Source organism: Achromobacter sp. FW305-C-30-7 (genome assembly GCF_058783105.1).
Genome location: NZ_JBYSYI010000001.1, coordinates 1,108,547 through 1,125,129 on the forward strand (window position 1 = coordinate 1,108,547; position 16,583 = coordinate 1,125,129).

Here is a 16,583-nt window from a genome sequence, read left to right on the forward strand (position 1 = left end):
AGCTTACGTTCATCGTAAACAAATCATTGATTCAAATAAGTTTTTTATGAAGATAGCATAAGGAAAAATCCTCATCATCTTGCCAAGGGATTCTTCCTCATGCCATCCGCCATCCATCCGGCCGCTCCCGATAATCGCGGCCAATTCGGCCCCTACGGCGGCCGCTACATGCCCGAAACGCTGGTTCCCGCCCTGGACGAGCTTGAACGCCAGTTCAAGGCGGCGCTGTCGGACGAGGACTTCTGGCAGACCTACCGCGGCATGCTGGCCGATTATGTTGGCCGGCCGAGCCCGCTGTTCCTGGCCCGTGGCGTTTCCGAGGAACTGGGCGGCGCGCAGGTGTACCTCAAGCGCGAAGACCTCAACCACACCGGCGCGCACAAGATCAACAACTGCCTGGGGCAGATCCTGCTGGCGCGCCGCATGGGCAAGCGCCGCATCATCGCCGAGACCGGCGCGGGGCAGCACGGCGTGGCCACTGCCACGGTCTGCGCCTTGTTCGGCCTGGATTGCGTGGTCTACATGGGCGCCGAGGACATGGCGCGCCAATCCGTCAACGTGCGCCGCATGCACATGCTGGGCGCCGAGGTGCGCGCCGTGCATGCCGGCACCGCCACGCTGAAGGATGCGATGAACGAAGCCTTGCGCGATTGGATCGCGCATCCCGCCGACACGTACTACCTGCTGGGCACAGGCGCCGGCCCGCATCCTTACCCCTGGCTGGTGCGCGAGTTCCAGAAAGTGATCGGGGAAGAGACGCGTCAGCAGATCGCGGCCAAGACCGGGCGCATGCCCGACGCCATGGTGGCTTGCGTGGGCGGCGGCTCCAACGCGATGGGCTTCTTCTATCCCTTCCTGGAGCTGGCGGACGTGCGCCTGTACGGCGTCGAAGCAGGCGGGCTGGGCCTGGCCAGCGGCGCGCATGCGGCCAGCATCAGCGCCGGCCACGAAGGCGTGCTGCACGGCTGCCGCAGCTATTACCTGCAGGACGACGATGGCCAGATCGTCAATGCGCATTCGATATCGGCCGGGCTCGACTATCCGGGTGTGGGTCCCGAACACGCCTTGCTGCATGACCGCAAGCGCGTGGACTACGTGTCCGTCACGGACGCCGAGGCGGTGTCTGCCTTTCATTGGCTGACGCGCAAGGAAGGCATCCTGCCCGCGCTGGAAAGCGCGCATGCGCTGGCCTACGTGCGCAAGCTGGCGCCGCGGATGGCGCGCAACGAGATCCTGGTCGTGTGTTTGAGCGGGCGCGGCGACAAGGACATGGACACGGTGACGCAATTTGGCGAGGTGGCGGCATGACACGGCTGGATCAAACCCTTTCCGCGCTGCGCCAATCCGGACGCAGCGGCCTGGTTACCTACTTCGCGGCGGGCGACCCCGATCCCGCCGCGTGCCTGGAACTGCTGCGCGGCTTGTGCGCGGCGGGCGCGGACGTGATCGAACTCGGCATGCCGTTCAGCGATCCGGTCGCGGACGGCCCCGTGCTGCAGCAGGCGAACGTCCGCGCGCTGGCCGGCGGCCAGACCTTGAAGCGCACGCTGGCTCTGGTGCGCGAGTTCCGCGATACGGACGCGCATACGCCCATGGTGCTGATGGGTTATCTGAATCCCATCCTGCGGCATGGCGTTGAAAGCTTCATCCGGGACGCGGCCACCGCGGGCGTGGACGGCCTGATCATCATCGACCTGCCGGTCGAGCATGCCGACGATATCGGGCGGGAAGCGCGCGAGCATGGCCTGCACCTGATCCGCATGTCCGCGCCGACGTCCGAGGACGCGCGGCTGGCGGGATTGCTACGCGACGCCAGCGGCTTCGTCTATCACATCATGCTGGCCGGCACGACGGGCGCGGACCTGCCCGACGAGCGCCGCATCGCGCAGGATCTGGAGCGCTTGCGCTCGCATACGAGGCTGCCGGTGGCCGCGGGCTTTGGCGTGCGCTCGCCGGACGAGGCCCGGCTCGTGGCTCGGCATGCCGATCTGGTCGTGGTCGGTTCACGGCTTGCGCAGGTGTTGGCGGAGCAGGGCGTGGCGGGCGCGCTGGATGAGGTGCGGACGTTGGCGGCGGCGCTGCGGCAGTGAACGGCAGGCTGCGCCAAAGCCATGCCGGCTGACGGCACGGCCCTGCCTTGAGCCGAGTCACTGGGCTTTCAGGTCGATTTCCTTCGCGACCTCACCCAAGCGGGTGAAGTCGGCCTGTACGCGCTCGCGAGCCTGTAGCGGCGTGTTGGCGACGATCACCCAGCCCAATTCCTTGAGCTTGCGCTCGGTGTCTGCAGTCCTGAGGCCCTGGACCAGCGCGCCGTGGAGCTTGTCTATCACCGCCTCCGGCGTGCCTTTGGGCGCGGCCAACCCGAACCAGCCGGCCGGTACCAGGCCAGTGATGCCCAGCTCCTTGGCGGTGGGGACTTTCGGATAAGCGTCGAACCGATAATCGCTGGTGACGAAAAGCGCGGTGGTCTTGCCCGAGGTGACATACGGAATCTGCGAGGCGGCGTTGTCCATCATCGAATCGATGTGGCCGCCCATCAGGTCGTTCACGGCGGGCGCGGCTCCCTTGTAGGCGACGATGTTCAGGCTAAGTCCGGCCTGCTTGGCGAAGGCGGCCTGTGTCAGGTGGGCCTGCGTTCCCAGACCGGCATTGGCGGAAGTCAGTCCGGCGGGCTTCTGGCGCGACAGCGCCTGGAACGCGGCATAGTCCTGCGCCGAGAAGTCCTTGTTGACCACGAACACGAAGGGCACTTCCACCGCGACGGAGATGTGAGCCAGGTCGTTCACGGGCTGGTAGCGCAGCTTGTAGATGTGCGGATTGACGGCGATGGTGCCGCTGGCCGACAGCAGCAGCGTATAGCCGTCGGGGGCTGCGCGCACTACGTGCTCGGTAGCGATGGATCCGCCCGCGCCAGGGCGGCTTTCGACGATGACGGGCTGGCCCAACTGCTTCTGCAACGAGTCGGCGATCAGGCGAGTCAGCGTATCCGAGGCGGACCCGGGCGCATACGGATATACGATGGTGATGGGCTTGGCCGGATAGCCGTCCGCGGCCGCCTGAGCGGCGGCGGGACCGATGCACAACAGCAAGGCGGCGAAGTAGCTGCGCAGGCGCTTCATGATTTCCCCTCATTGTTTTGGGTGGTTCGAATAATGTCTTGCACTACGGGTATGGCCAGCGCCGAATACCAGGCCAGCTCGGCGTACATCTCGCGTCGGTACCAGCCCGCCTGGTGCAGCAGGTTCAATGAACCCAGCGTCCGCCCGTTCCAGCGCACCGGCACGTTGACCGCGCTTTCGCAGCCCAGCGACGCAATGAGTTCGTGGTCGGGAAAGGCCCGCGCGCAGTCGTCGCGGTTCATGCACAGGCGGGGTTCGCCCTGCAGCACTACCGCGGCGTAGAACTCGCTGTCCTCGCGTATCGGCTTGCTGCCGCCCGCGGGATAGGCCGTCGGCTGGGTCGAGAAGCAGCGCCGGCTCAGGCCCGCGTTCCAGTCCAGCACCAGCACGGTAAACAAGCGGTAGCCGATGCGCTCCTGTAGCGCCGCGCCCAGCGCGTTCAGACCGGTCGCGGGCTGGCCGTCTTGCGCCAGGCCGCGAGCCACGGCGTTCAAAGATGAAAGGGAAGAGAGGCTGGCAGGCATGGAGTGTGAGGTCGATTCGAGAGGTGCCCATTTTGTGCGTGAACCCCATAGACAGCCAATGAATAAACCTGAGATATCCATTACCATTTCCGCATGATTGCGCCCCTTACCGAATTGCTCTGGACGCGGCGCTTGAAGCTGCGCCATCTGGAAGTGCTGATCGCCCTGGAAAAGGCCGGAACCGTCACGGCCGCGGCCAAGGCCATGCACATGACGCAGCCCGCGCTGTCGCACTGGTTGAGCGATATGGAGGACATGGTCGGCACGCCCCTGTTCGCGCGCGGCAGGACGCTGGCCTTGACCGAGGCGGGACGTGCGCTGTGGCGTTACGCGACCCGTGTCCTGGGCGACACTGCGCGCACCGGCGAGGAGATCGAGGCGGTCAAGGCGGGCGTGGCCGGACGGCTGCATATCGGCACCATCCTGTCGGCCGCGCCGGTGCTGCTGCCGCGCGCGATCGCCACGCTGCACCAGCGCGCGCCCGACGTGCAGATCGAACTGGTCGAGGGTTTGCTGGATCCGCTGATCGAGCGCGTGGCGCGCCACGAGATCGATCTCATCATCGGGCCGCTGGATCTGCGCGCCAGCCGTTCCGGATTGTGCGGGCAGTGGCTGATGACCGACAGCTTCAGCCTGGTGACCCGGCGCGGCCATCCGCTGGCCGGGCTGGCTGCGCCTACGTGGGCGGACACGCAGGGCTATCCCTGGATCCTGCCGCCGCCCGGCGTGATGTCACGGGTCAGGCTGGACCAGGCCCTGGTCGACGCAGGCTTGGCGCCGCCCAAGCCCGCGGTGGAAACCAGTTCGCTGGTGGCCTTGCTGTCCTTGCTGCAGGACAGGGAGTACGTGGCGACGCTGGCCAGTTCTGTGGCGCACATGTACGAGCGGCTCAATCTGATCAGCATCGCGCGGGCGCCCACGCGGCTGGAGTTCGGCCCCATCGGCATGCTGTGGGCCGCGGATTCGCCCAGCATCGTGCTGCCCTGGCTGCGCGAGATCCTGCGCGAGGAAGCGCAGAGCCTGGCGCAGGAAGGGGCCGGCCAGCCTACCTGACGGTGGCGTACTCCAGCGTCTTGGGCGTGCCGGTCAGCACGCGGGGCGTATCGCCCACCACCACCGTATCGTCCAGGCGGAAACCGCCGATGCCGTAGGCATAGATGCCTGGCTCGGCGGAATACACCTCGTTGGCCAGCAGCGGCCGCTGGCAGAACGCCATGTCTTCCGGGTACTCGTGGTGGATGATGCCGACGGCATGTCCGGTGCGATGGCGGATGAAGCCGGCATAGCCGGCTTTTTCGATCTCGGCCTGCGCGGCGGCGTCCATCATGCAGACGGGGTTGCCGGTGCGGGCGGCGGCGATGGCCGCTTCGTTGGCGGCCTTGGCCGCGGACCAGAGCCTGGCTTGTTCCGCCGAAGGCGTGCCGCAGAACCAGGTGCGTTCGTTCTCGATGGTGAGGCCGTTCAAACGCGGGATGACGATGTTGACCAGCACGTCGCCTTCCTTGATCCGCGCACCGCAAGAGGCGCCATCGCCATGCGGGGACGCTGAGGCCGGGCCGCTCAGCGTCCAACAGCGGATGACCTCGAATTGTTCGCCGGGGAAGCGTTCGGCGGCTTCTTGCACGAAGAGCGCGGCCATGGCGCAATCCAGTTCCTGCACCAGCCTGCCGGGCCGGATGTTCTCGCGGTACCTGTCCTGTATCCAGTCGGAAATCGACGCGGCGGCCGCCATCACGGCGATTTCCTCGTCGTGCTTCTGCCAGCGCAGCGAGCGGCATTCCGCGGTGGCGCCGCGCAGCGTCAGCTCGGGCAGCAGGCGGCCCAACTGCGCCAGCACCGGGCTGCCGCCTTCGACCGCGATGCGCGAGCGCGCAAGCCCGGCCTGCCGCAGCCGTTCGGCCAGGACTTCCGGTAGCTGGGTGATCAGCGGCAGGCGGTCCGTAACGCGAGGGTGCTCCGCATAGTAGGTGATGTCGGTGATCCAGACCTTGCCTTGTTCCTGCGAGAAGCGCATGTGATGCGTCGACAGTTCGTTCATCACGAGAAAGGGCGTGCCGTTGCGCGGCACTACCGCGAAGATGGGCCGCTCCCAAGGCAGGACGTCGGTGTGGAAGTTGCTGGCGAACTGGAAGAAGTCCGCCGAGGTGAACACGATGGCGTCGACGGCGAGGTCATCCATCAAGGCCGTCATTTTTTCGTGGCGATAGCGCCAGACGGCGTTGCTGAGCTTGGGCATGTCATTCCTTTCGGGGTGCGGTCAATCGTTGTTCAGGCCGAGCTGGCGTATCAGTGGTCCCCAGGCCGCGCTGTCGCGTGCAACGGCTTCGGCGACTGCTTGCGGCGAGGATGGCAGCGGCTCGAGCTGCAATTCCTGCAGTCGCGCCTTCACCGCGGGGTCTTCGAAGAAGCGCCTGGTTTCGGTATTGAGCCGCTCGATGGCGGCCTGCGGCGTGCCCTTGGGCGCAACCAACGCGTACCAGCCCGGCAGCGGAAAATTGGCGATGCCCAATTCAGCCAGCGTTGGCACGTCCGGCACGCTGGCCGCGCGGCTTGCGCCCACCACCGCCAGCGGCACGACCTTGCCTGCCTTGGCTTGCACGGCGGCCGTGTTCAGCACGTCGGCCATGAGTTGCGTCTGGTTCGCCATGACGCTGGTCAGCCCCGCCGCAGCGCCGTTGTAGGGCACGTGGGTCAGCTTGAACCCCTGGCGCTGCTCGAGCATTTCGACCACCAGATGCGTGGAGTTGCCCTTGCCGGCGGAGGCGAAGTTCAGGCTTTCGGGATTGGCCTTGGCCCTTTCGACCAGGTCCTGAAACGAGCGGATTCCGGCCTGTGGACTGGCGACAAGAAGGAAGGGCGTGTTGACCAGCAGACTGATTCCGTCGAAATCCCGGGCCGGGTCGTAGGGCAGGTTCTTGTACATGTGCGGATTGAATGCCAGGTACGAAATGCCGCTGATCAGGACGGTGTAGCCGTCGGCGGGCTGTTTGGCGACGTGGCTGGAAGCCAGGATGCCGTTGGCGCCGGGACGGTTCTCTACGACCACGGCCACATTCAGGCGCCGCGACATGTAGTCGGCCCAGAGACGGCCAATGACGTCGGTGCCGCCGCCGGCGGCCTGCGGCACGACCAGCTTCAGCGGCTTGTCCGGATAGTCGGCGGCCGTGGCGGCCACCGCCGTCAGCAGGCCGCAGGCAAGCCCGGCTGTGCGCAGGCAGCGGGCCAGCTTGGTTCGCAACATGTGTATTTCCCCATGGAATCGTTGAATGGAGCCGCCTCGGCGACGCGCGGCGATGGCATCCGGCGGATTATGGGGAAGGGACCTATTAGTGCCCAATGAAAAAAACTGAGGGATCCATAAGCGTTACCGCATGGGTATCCGCATGCGGCGCTCGCTTGCACGTCCATCGCAGTCGAGGACATACTTGGCGTCCCCGGCCGGACCGCGAACCAGCTTTGCCGTACCTGCCTACATTCAGATCCGCTGCATGCGGACATACACGGAGGGGTCACCCACCATGCCTGGCGTGCCGTTTCGACCCTCAGCAAGCGCGGCGCTGGCTTGCGCGCTGTTGCCCGCTGCGTGGATCAGTCCGGCCATCGCGGCGGAGAGCGACCTGCAGGCGCAGGCCTGGGCGGCCGCCTGCGTCACCTGTCATGCCTCCGCGCAGCGGCCGACATCGGCCATTACCCCGCTCGAGGGACGCTCCGCCGACTGGATCGCTGCACGCATGCGGGCGCTTGCGGGTGGGGCGTCCGACGGGAGCGTCATGGGCCAGATCGCGCGGGGCTACTGCGACGCCGAGATCGTCCGCATTGCCGGCTGGTTTGCCGCGCAGCCTGCGGCGGCGGCCCCATGAAGCGGCGCAGCATCCTGCTGGCCGCGGCGGCTGGCGCCGCCCTGGCTGCTGCACCCATCGCGCGGGCCGCCAAGCCGCACGTGGTGGTGGTGGGTGGCGGCTATGGCGGCGCCACCGCCGCACGCTATTTGCGGCTGCTGGGCGCGGGCGCGGTCGATGTCACGCTGGTTGATGAGAACCCGGTGTTCGTCTCCTGTCCGCTGTCGAATCTGGTGCTGGGAGGCAGCAAGTCCATGGCCGACATCACCGTCGCCCGGGACGGTCTGTCGCGCCACGGCGTGCGCCTGCTGCGCGACCGCGCGCTTGCCATTGATGCGGCGGCCGGGCAGGTCCGGCTGACCAGTGGCGAGCGCTTGTCGTATGACCGCCTGATTCTCTCGCCCGGCGTGGACATGCAGTGGCAGCGCATCGAAGGCATGGACGCGCCAGGCGCGCGGGAACGGGTCCTGCATGCCTGGAAGGCGGGCGCGCAGACCGCGGCTCTGCGGCGCCAGCTGGAGGCGATGCCGGACGGGGGCAACTATGTGCTGACCATCCCGCTGGCGCCATACCGTTGCCCGCCCGCGCCGTACGAGCGGGCCTGCCAAGTGGCGTGGTATTTCAAGCGGTACAAGCCGCGCTCCAAGGTGCTGGTGTTCGACGCCAACGCCGACATCACATCCAAGGCCGCGCTGTTCCGCCGCGCCTGGGCCGATTCCTACGCGGACTACATCGAATACACCCCGCAGTTCGAGGCGGTCGCGGTGGATGCTGCCGGCCTGAGCGTGCAGTTTGAACTGGGCGAAACCGTGCGGGCGGACGTATTGAACGTGGTGCCGCCGATGCGCGCCGCGGCTATCGCGGTGGACGCCGGCCTGGCCACCGCCAATGGCGCCTGGTGCGAGGTGGACTTCCTGACCTTCGAATCGCTGGCCGTGCCCGGCATCCATGTGCTGGGCGATGCGATCCAGGTCGCACCGGCGATGCCCAAGTCCGGCCACATGGCCAACCAGCATGGCAAGACCTGCGCCGCCGCCGTGCTGGCCTTGCTTGGCGGCGGCGGCGTCAATCCGCTGCCACTGTATGCCAACACCTGCTACAGCTACACCTCCGACCGCGAGGTCATGCATGTAGCCAGCGTGCATCGCTACGACGCGGCGGCGAAGACCATGCTGCCGGTGGCCGGAGCCGGCGGATTGTCGGCCGAACCCAACGCTAGGGAAACTCCTGATGCCCAGGCCTGGGCCCAGGCAATCTGGGGCGACATGCTGGGCTGATCCCCTTGTTTGACCGTGCAGACGCCGCCGGGTGTTGCGGCGCAGCGTGCCAACCGGCTTCTTTATGTGCAAAGATAATTTGCATATAACTACAGAAAATAAAGAAGCTGGGTAACACCCACGGAGGAGGAAGGTGGATCGAGAGGCAAAAGTGGGACGCCTGCGCAAGGCGCCCGAGAATTTCGTGTCCGCCGATCTGGCGCAGGACATTGCCCGCAATGGCCTGGACGACACCCGGCGAGGTTTTTTGCTGCGCAGCTTCCAGACGGCGGGCGCCGCGCTGGCCGCCGGCCTGGGCGGCAACGCGCTGGCGCAGAAGGCGGGCGGCGACGAGATGATCCTGACGCCGCGGCCCTGGACGACGTCGCTGGGGCAGCCGGTCGCCGCGCGGCCCTATGGCGTGCCGTCGAAGTACGAAGCCAACCTGCAGCGGCGCCAGTCGCCGGGCCTGACCCGGGTGCCCGCCTCCTCGGTCGCCTTTGCGCCCTTGCAGGGCCTGTTCGGCATCATTACGCCGAGCGGGCTGCATTTCGAGCGCCATCATCAAGGCTGGGTGGATATCGACCCGGCGCAGCACCGCTTCATGATCAATGGCCTGGTGGCGCAGCCCAAGGTCTACACCATGGACGACCTGATGCGCCTGCCGTCCGTGTCGCGCATCCATTTCATCGAATGCGGCGCCAACAGCGGCCCGGAATGGGGCAATGCGGCGGTTCCAACGGTGCAGTACACCCACGGCATGCTGTCCTGTTGCGAGTTCACCGGCGTGCCGCTTTCGGTGCTGCTGGAAGACTGCGGCGCCGACCTCAAGCGCGGCAAGTTCGTGTTGGCCGAGGGCGCCGACGGTTCCAGCATGACACGCACCATTTCGATGGAAGCGGCGCTGGACGACGCCATCGTGGCCTGGGGCATGAACGGCGAAATGCTGCGGCCCGAGAACGGCTATCCGCTGCGCCTGGTGGTGCCGGGCGTGCAGGGCGTGTCGTGGGTCAAATGGCTGCGCCGCATCGAAGTCGGCGACCAGCCCTGGAACGCCAAGGACGAGACCATCCACTACGTCGACCTCATGCCCGGGGGGCTGCATCGCCAGTACACCTCGATCCAGGAATGCAAATCCGTCATCACCACGCCGTCGGGCGGGCAGGTGCTGCTGGACAAGGGCTTCTGCAATATCTCCGGCCTGGCCTGGTCGGGACGCGGCAAGATCAAGCAGGTCGATGTGTCGGTGGACGGCGGCCGCAACTGGCGCACCGCGCGGCTGGAAGGGCCGGTGCTGACCAAGTGCCTGACGCGCTTCAACATTGACTGGGTCTGGGACGGTTCGCCCGTCATCCTGCAAAGCCGCGCCCAGGACGAGACCGGCTATGTCCAGCCGCGTTCGGGCCAATTGCGCGAGGTGCGCGGCACGCGCTCCATCTATCACAACAACGGCATTCAATCGTGGCGGGTGGCCGAGAGCGGAGAGGTGAGCAATGTCCACGTTGAATAGCCTGCGCGCGGCATTGGCCTGTATGGGCCTGGGGCTGGCCATGCTGGCCCCGGGCGCAGACGCAGCAGAGAAGTTCCCCGGCGTGGGGCGGGACGCCACGCCGGCCGAGGTAGCGGCGTGGGACATCGATGTGCGGCCGGATTTCAAGGGCCTGCCGCCTGGCAGCGGCACGGTGCTGCGCGGCGGCGATATCTGGGAAGGCAAGTGCGCGTCCTGTCATGGCAGCTTCGGCGAGAGCAACGAGGTCTTCACGCCCATCGTCGGCGGCACCACCGCCGACGACATCCGCAGCGGCCGCGTCGCGGCCCTGGCCGGCAATTCCCAGCCGCAGCGCACCACGCTGATGAAGGTCAGCACCGTCTCCACGCTGTGGGACTACATCCATCGCGCCATGCCCTGGGACCAGCCCAAGACCCTGTCGCCGGACGAGGTCTATGCCGTCACGGCCTATCTGCTGAACCTGGGCGAAATCGTGCCCGAGGATTTTGAACTGTCCGACAAGAACATCGCCGACGTGCAGGCGCGCATGCCCAACCGCAACGGCATGACGCGCGAGCATGGCATGTGGCTGCCCGGGGACAAGCCCGATACGCAGAACACGGCGTGCATGAGCAATTGCGTCGAGACCATCAAGGTTACCTCCGAGCTGCCGGATTACGCGCGCAACGCCCATGGCGACATCGCGGCGCAGAACCGCCTGATCGGCCCTGTGCGGGGCGCCAACACGCTGGCGCCGCCATTGACCGGAGCTGCGGGCAGCAATGCCGACGCCGTGCGCCTGCACGCCGGCCAGACCATCGCTTCGGCGGCCGGCGCGGCCAAGCCGGAGACCGCAACCGCGACGGCGGCGCCTGCGCCGACCAAGCCGGCGGGCGCGGACCTAGCGGGCGCCCGCCTGGCCACGTCCGGCACCTGCGTGGCCTGCCATGCGGCCGATCGCAAGATGATCGGACCCAGCTACCGCGACGTGGCGGCCAAGTACGACGGCAAGGCGGACGCGCATGCGCTGCTGGTTCAGAAGATCCGCAAGGGCGGCGGCGGCGTCTGGGGCGCCATGCCGATGCCACCGAACCCGGGCGTCAGCGACGACGACCTGAAACGCATCGTGGACTGGATTCTGGCCGGCGCACCCGCGCCGGGTTGAAAACTCAGGGAGAGAGGAGACGGCTATGACGCAACAACACATCGATCGGCAGCGACGCAAGGTGGTCGGCCTGGGCACGGTGCTCAGCCTGGCCGTTGCGGCGGGCCTGCTGCGGCCCAGCCAGGCCTGGGCGGTGCAGGCCGACTGGAACAAGCAGGCCTTCGATGCCAAGAGCATGCAGGACGTGATCAAGGCGCTGGGCGGCGGCGACGCCGTGGCCAGCGACCAGATCACGCTGGTGGCTCCCGACATTGCCGAGAACGGCGCGGTGGTGCCGGTGGGGGCGGTCAGCAAGCTGCCCAACACCGAGCAGATCTCCATCCTGGTCACCAAGAACCCGAACGCCCTGGCCGCCAGCTTCACGCTGCCCGCAGGCACCGAGCCCGAAGTGGCGACGCGCGTGAAGATGGGCCAGACCTCGGACGTATACGCCCTGGTGAAGGCCGACGGCAAGTACTACACGGCGCACAAGGAAATCAAGGTGACCCTGGGCGGCTGCGGCGGCTGATCCGCGTACCGGTTACGAGCAATCAAGGAGACAGCACATGGAAGCAAGGCCGATGCGGATCCGCGCCGCGGAAAAAGACGGCGTGATCGAGGTGAAGGTCCTGATGAGCCACATCATGGAAACCGGGCAGCGCAAGGACGCCGAAGGCAAGGTGGTGCCGGCGCATTTCATCCAGGACGTGGTGGTGAAGAACGGCGACAAGGTGGTCCTTGCGGCGCAATGGGGGCCGGCGGTGTCGCGCGACCCGTTCCTCTCGTTCAAGTTCAAGGGCGGCGCCAAGGGCGACAAGGTCAGCGTTACCTGGAAGGACAGTGAAGGCGCGACCCGCACGGACACCACCACGGTGACCTAGCGTTTCGGATGTGTGAATGAAGGCGGACAAACAATAAACGCCCGCCGGCGCGCAAGGCCGGCAGGGCAACCGCGTGAGGAGACATACATGGATAGGAAACGCATGGCCGCCGCCTGTGCGCTGGCCGGTTTCACGCTGGCTGGAGCGAGGTTCGCCGCGGCCGCGACCGAACAGGACACGGCGCAGGGCATCGCGCAGTACCGCGAAATGCTGGCCGATGGCAATCCGGCCGAGCTGATCGAGATGGCGGGCGAGGATCTGTGGAAGGAAAGCCGCGGGCCGAAGAAGGCCTCGTTGGAAAAGTGCGACCTGGGCCAGGGCGCCGGCGTGGTCAAGGGCGCGTATGCGCAGCTGCCTCGCTACTTCGAGGATGCCGGCCGCGTCATGGACCTGGAGAGCCGCCTGGTCTATTGCATGGTGCAGCTGCAAGGCCTGGAGGCCGCCGAGGTCACCAAGAAGCCCTTCTCGGGCGACGGGCAGTACTCCACCGATATCGAGGCGCTGGTGGCGTATGTGGCAGGCCTGTCGCGCGGCATGAAGATCGCCGTGCCGCAGACGCATCCCAAGGAGCAGGCGGCTTACGCGCGCGGCCGCGACATTTTCTACTACCGCGGCGGTCCGTACGACTTCTCCTGTGCGTCCTGTCATACCGGCGACAACAAGCGCATCCGGTTGCAGGACCTGCCCAACCTGACCAAACAGGAACCCGCGCGAGCGGCCTTTGCCAGTTGGCCGGCCTATCGCGTGTCGCAGGGCGCGCTGCGCTCCATGCAATGGCGCCTGCAGGACTGCTTCCGCCAGCAGCGCATGCCCTTGCTGAAGTACGGTTCGGACGCGTCGGTGGACCTGACCGTGTTCCTGGGTGTCAACGCCAACGGCGGCCAGATGATGGCCCCGGCCATCAAGCGGTAAAGGGGGAATCATGCGCAAGATACGCACGACCTGGCGCGGCCTGGCGGCCGTGGGCCTGCTTTTGGCGGCGAACGCCGCAGCGCAGCAGCCGGCGCCGAAAGCGGCTGTCGATCACCAGGCGCTGGTCGCGGAGCTGAAGGACTCCTTCGTCGAACGCGGCCTCGCAAAGTTGGACCGGATCGACCAGTCGCCGATGCAGCGGGCCTGTTCGATCGCCGAAGCAGGCGGCGAGATGCCGGCGGACACCGCCCTGAAGATCACGCAGGAGGCCGCCGCCAACGTCAAGCCGCCCGCCGACGGCAACTACATCGGCGATTGGCGGCAGGGCGAGAAAGTGGCGCAGAACGGCCGCGGCCTGCAGTTTTCGGATACGGCCAAGACGATCAACGGCGGCAACTGCTATGCCTGCCACCAGATGACCAAGGCCGAAATTTCGTTTGGCAACATCGGCCCCTCGCTCTACCAGTACGGCAAGCTGCGCGGCAACAGCAAGGAAATGGTCGCCTACACCTGGAACAAGATCTACGACTCGCACGCCACCATGCCCTGTTCCAACATGCCGCGCTTCGGCGCGGCCGGCATCCTGACGGAACAGCAGCTCAAGGACGTGATGGCGCTGCTGCTGGATCCGCAATCCGCCGTCAATGACGACCAGGCCAAGCCTTGAACGCTGCCGCACGCGGAGGACGCATGAACGCTGTTTCCAGATACGGCCGCTTGCTGCTGGCCGTGGGCATGCTGGCCGCCGCGGCGGCCCATGCCCAGGCGCCGCCCAAGGTGGGGGACAAGCTCGTGATGCCGGATGTGCAGTTGCTGGACGGCACCCGGCTGTCCGCCGCCGATCTTGCGGGAAAGCCGCTGGTGGTGGAGTACTGGGCTTCCTGGTGCCCCTACTGCGCGCGGCAGAATCCGCATCTGCAGAAGCTCACCGAGGCGGCCAGCGGCAAGGGCCTGCGCGTCCTGACGGTCAGCATTGACAAGGATGAGCAGGCCGCGCGCGACTACATCGCCAAACATGGCTACACCTTCGGCGTAGCCATGGACAACGAGGCGCTGCGCGCGGTGTTCGGCAAGCGCCGCGTCATCCCCGAGATCTTCGTGCTGGACGCGAACGGCAAGCTGCTTGAGGCCATCCCCGGCGAAATGTTCGAGGAGGATGTGCTCGAACTGCTGCGCCACGCTACGCCGCGCTCCTGAGCGCATCCCTTCCTCTTACACGGTTGGACCGATGATCAATCGACGCGAGTTTCTTCAGATGCTGGCGGTCGCCTCCGCGGGCGGCATGGGCCTGTCGCACCATCCGCGCGCGGCGGCGCAGGCCGCGCAGGCGTTCTATGACACACCCGCCTTCGGCAACGTGCATTTCCTGCATTTCACCGATTGCCATGCGCAGCTCTTGCCGATCTATTTCCGCGAGCCCAGCGTCAACTTGGGCTTCGGGCAGGCCGCGGGCCGCGCGCCGCATCTGGTGGGCGAGCATTTGCTTAAGGCCTATGGCATCGCGCCGGGTTCGGCGCAGGCCTACGCTTTCACCTGCCTGGACTTCGCCCAGGCTGCGGGACAGTACGGGAAGGTCGGCGGCTTTGCCCACCTGGCCACCTTGATCAAGCGCCTGAAGGCCACGCGGCCGGGCGCGTTGCTGCTAGATGGCGGCGACACCTGGCAGGGCTCGGGCACCGCGCTCTGGACCCGCGGACAGGACATGGTGGATGCCTGCCTGCTGCTGGGCGTGGACATGATGACGGCGCATTGGGAGTTCACGCTGGGCGCCGACCGCGTGCAGGAAGTGCTGGAGAAAGACCTGAAGGGCAAGGTCGAGTTCCTGGCGCAGAACGTCGAGACCAGCGACTTCGGCGACGCGGTGTTCGCGCCTTATTCCATGCGAGAAATGAACGGCGTGCCGCTGGCCGTGATCGGCCAGGCGTTTCCCTACACACCCATCGCCAACCCGCGCTACATGGTGCCGGACTGGACCTTCGGCATCCAGGAACAGCGGTTGCAGGAAACCATAGACGAGGTGCGCGGCAAGGGCGCGCAGGCCGTGGTGCTGCTGTCGCACAACGGCATGGACGTGGACCTGAAACTGGCATCCCGCGTGCGCGGCCTGGACGCGATCCTGGGCGGCCACACGCATGACGGCGTACCCGCCCCGGTAGCGGTGCAGAACGCCGGCGGCAAGACGTTGGTCACCAACGCCGGCAGCAACGGCAAATTCCTCGGCGTGCTGGATTTCGACGTAAAGGACGGCAAGGTGGCCGACTTCCGCTACACGCTGATGCCGGTGTTCGCCCAGTACCTGCCGGCGGACCCCGCCATGGCGCAGCTGGTCGAGCGCATCCGCGCGCCCTATGCGCAGAAGCTGTCGCAGCCCTTGGCCACCACCGAGGAAACCCTGTACCGGCGCGGCAATTTCAACGGCACCTTCGATCAGGTGATCCTGGATGCGCTGATGCAGGTCAAGGACGCGGAGATTGCCTTTTCGCCTGGATTCCGCTGGGGCACCAGCCTGCTGCCGGGCCAGCCCATCACCATGGAAAACGTCCTGGACCAGACCGCCATCACCTATCCCCATACCACCGTGACGCAGATGAGCGGCGCCACCCTGAAGACCATTCTGGAAGATGTGGCCGACAATCTGTTCAACCCGGACCCCTACTACCAGCAGGGCGGCGACATGGTGCGCGTGGGAGGGCTGCAGTATGCGATCGACCCGGCGGGCGCGGCGGGGGCGCGGATCAGCGACATGCGCCTGGGTGGCTCGCCCGTGCAGGCCGACAAGCAGTACAAGGTGGCGGGGTGGGCGCCCGTGGCGGAAGGGGCTGCCGGCGAACCCGTATGGGATGTGGTGGCGGCCTACCTGCGCGACCGCAAGACGATATCGCAGGTAAGTCCCAACCAGCCGCAGGTCAAGGGCGCCGCCGGCAATCAGGGTTTGATGTAGGAATAGCCTTCCTGCTGCAGCCGGGTGATGCGGACCACGCCGGAGGGCGTGAAGTCCGCTTCCATCACGAATGCGTCCTTGGCCAGCTTGCGGTTCTTGAGGGTGATCTCGCACACCTCGAAGGCCACGCCGCGCGCGGCCAGGGCAGAGATCAGCGGACCGACCTGGGCCGCGTCCTTGTAATCCGTCATCAGGAAGTCGACGCCGTCGGCATGGGCCACCAGCTTGATGGAGGTGTCAGGCGCGGTGTCCAGCTGATTGCGCATGTTGCGCAGCGCGGAAAGCGCCTGCGAGGCGGAGTCGTTGACGTGATAGACGACCTTGTCCGCGGCCAGGGCGGCGCTTGCCGCGCCCATCAATGCCATGCCCAACACCAATGCCAGCAGCTTTTTGAACATACTTGCCTCCCGTGGGTGCGGCAGCACTGCCGCGGCGCCTGGCCATGATATCAGCGCATGCGCGCCATGGGGCAAGTGCT

Annotated in this window: 18 protein-coding genes; 13 read left to right on the forward strand and 5 right to left on the reverse strand. The window is 66.6% G+C overall.

Annotation, left to right across the window (positions count from 1 at the left end):
• The first annotated feature begins 99 nt into the window (after positions 1 to 99).
• Positions 100 to 1,308 (forward strand): tryptophan synthase subunit beta, encoded by a 1,209-nt coding sequence (gene trpB / locus AC3WOB_RS05070; RefSeq protein WP_013396042.1) that lies wholly within the window; start codon positions 100 to 102, stop codon positions 1,306 to 1,308.
• The gene (gene trpA, locus AC3WOB_RS05075) at positions 1,305 to 2,090 is read left to right on the forward strand and encodes a tryptophan synthase subunit alpha (protein WP_013396041.1); all 786 of its coding nucleotides are present in this window, start codon (positions 1,305 to 1,307) and stop codon (positions 2,088 to 2,090) included. Before trpB ends, trpA begins: the two co-directional genes overlap by 4 nt.
• 57 nt (positions 2,091 to 2,147) lie before the next feature.
• On the opposite strand, the gene AC3WOB_RS05080 is transcribed toward trpA, so the two are convergent.
• Positions 2,148 to 3,119, reverse strand: coding sequence for a Bug family tripartite tricarboxylate transporter substrate binding protein (locus tag AC3WOB_RS05080; protein ID WP_492274382.1), 972 nt, complete (start codon positions 3,117 to 3,119; stop codon positions 2,148 to 2,150).
• Positions 3,116 to 3,604 carry a GAF domain-containing protein gene (locus AC3WOB_RS05085; protein ID WP_492274383.1) on the reverse strand — a complete coding sequence of 163 codons (489 nt, stop codon included), beginning with the start codon at positions 3,602 to 3,604 and terminating at the stop codon, positions 3,116 to 3,118. The genes AC3WOB_RS05080 and AC3WOB_RS05085 overlap by 4 nt, the downstream gene beginning before the upstream one ends.
• A 132-nt stretch (positions 3,605 to 3,736) precedes the next feature.
• Here AC3WOB_RS05085 and AC3WOB_RS05090 point away from each other — a divergent pair, with 132 nt between their 5' ends.
• On the forward strand, positions 3,737 to 4,696 hold the full coding sequence (locus AC3WOB_RS05090; RefSeq protein WP_013396038.1) for a LysR family transcriptional regulator: 960 nt from the start codon (positions 3,737 to 3,739) through the stop codon (positions 4,694 to 4,696).
• On the opposite strand, the gene AC3WOB_RS05095 is transcribed toward AC3WOB_RS05090, so the two are convergent.
• The gene (locus AC3WOB_RS05095; protein WP_492274384.1) at positions 4,689 to 5,879 is read right to left on the reverse strand and encodes a M24 family metallopeptidase; all 1,191 of its coding nucleotides are present in this window, start codon (positions 5,877 to 5,879) and stop codon (positions 4,689 to 4,691) included. The genes AC3WOB_RS05090 and AC3WOB_RS05095 overlap by 8 nt on opposite strands.
• Before the next feature lie 21 nt (positions 5,880 to 5,900).
• The gene (locus AC3WOB_RS05100; RefSeq protein WP_492274385.1) at positions 5,901 to 6,884 is read right to left on the reverse strand and encodes a Bug family tripartite tricarboxylate transporter substrate binding protein; all 984 of its coding nucleotides are present in this window, start codon (positions 6,882 to 6,884) and stop codon (positions 5,901 to 5,903) included.
• 277 nt (positions 6,885 to 7,161) lie between these two features.
• Between AC3WOB_RS05100 and AC3WOB_RS05105 the strand changes: the two genes are divergently transcribed.
• From AC3WOB_RS05105 to soxB, 10 genes are all read left to right on the forward strand, one after another.
• The gene (locus tag AC3WOB_RS05105) at positions 7,162 to 7,503 is read left to right on the forward strand and encodes a c-type cytochrome (protein ID WP_492274386.1); all 342 of its coding nucleotides are present in this window, start codon (positions 7,162 to 7,164) and stop codon (positions 7,501 to 7,503) included.
• Complete coding sequence (locus AC3WOB_RS05110; RefSeq protein ID WP_492274387.1) at positions 7,500 to 8,759, forward strand: NAD(P)/FAD-dependent oxidoreductase; 1,260 nt, start codon at positions 7,500 to 7,502, stop codon at positions 8,757 to 8,759. The genes AC3WOB_RS05105 and AC3WOB_RS05110 overlap by 4 nt, the downstream gene beginning before the upstream one ends.
• A 133-nt stretch (positions 8,760 to 8,892) precedes the next feature.
• Entirely contained in the window at positions 8,893 to 10,248 is a 1,356-nt protein-coding gene (gene soxC / locus AC3WOB_RS05115) for a sulfite dehydrogenase (RefSeq protein ID WP_013396033.1), read from the forward strand.
• Entirely contained in the window at positions 10,232 to 11,392 is a 1,161-nt protein-coding gene (locus AC3WOB_RS05120; RefSeq protein ID WP_492274388.1) for a c-type cytochrome, read from the forward strand. Before soxC ends, AC3WOB_RS05120 begins: the two co-directional genes overlap by 17 nt.
• Positions 11,393 to 11,432: 40 nt before the next feature.
• Positions 11,433 to 11,900, forward strand: coding sequence for a thiosulfate oxidation carrier protein SoxY (gene soxY, locus AC3WOB_RS05125; protein WP_041656212.1), 468 nt, complete (start codon positions 11,433 to 11,435; stop codon positions 11,898 to 11,900).
• Positions 11,901 to 11,937: 37 nt separating this feature from the next.
• Positions 11,938 to 12,252 (forward strand): thiosulfate oxidation carrier complex protein SoxZ, encoded by a 315-nt coding sequence (soxZ, locus tag AC3WOB_RS05130; RefSeq protein ID WP_013396030.1) that lies wholly within the window; start codon positions 11,938 to 11,940, stop codon positions 12,250 to 12,252.
• 87 nt (positions 12,253 to 12,339) lie between these two features.
• A complete protein-coding gene (gene soxA / locus AC3WOB_RS05135; RefSeq protein WP_492274389.1) occupies positions 12,340 to 13,164 on the forward strand; it encodes a sulfur oxidation c-type cytochrome SoxA in 825 nt (274 codons plus the stop codon).
• Between the two features lie 10 nt (positions 13,165 to 13,174).
• Complete coding sequence (gene soxX, locus AC3WOB_RS05140; RefSeq protein WP_492274390.1) at positions 13,175 to 13,831, forward strand: sulfur oxidation c-type cytochrome SoxX; 657 nt, start codon at positions 13,175 to 13,177, stop codon at positions 13,829 to 13,831.
• 23 nt (positions 13,832 to 13,854) lie between these two features.
• On the forward strand, positions 13,855 to 14,361 hold the full coding sequence (locus tag AC3WOB_RS05145) for a TlpA family protein disulfide reductase (protein ID WP_492274391.1): 507 nt from the start codon (positions 13,855 to 13,857) through the stop codon (positions 14,359 to 14,361).
• 34 nt (positions 14,362 to 14,395) lie between these two features.
• On the forward strand, positions 14,396 to 16,105 hold the full coding sequence (gene soxB, locus AC3WOB_RS05150; RefSeq protein ID WP_041656208.1) for a thiosulfohydrolase SoxB: 1,710 nt from the start codon (positions 14,396 to 14,398) through the stop codon (positions 16,103 to 16,105).
• On the opposite strand, the gene AC3WOB_RS05155 is transcribed toward soxB, so the two are convergent.
• Positions 16,090 to 16,503: a DsrE family protein gene (locus tag AC3WOB_RS05155; RefSeq protein ID WP_492274392.1), complete on the reverse strand. Its 414-nt coding sequence runs from the start codon at positions 16,501 to 16,503 to the stop codon at positions 16,090 to 16,092. The two genes, soxB and AC3WOB_RS05155, sit on opposite strands and share 16 nt — an antisense overlap.
• Positions 16,504 to 16,583 lie beyond the last annotated feature (80 nt).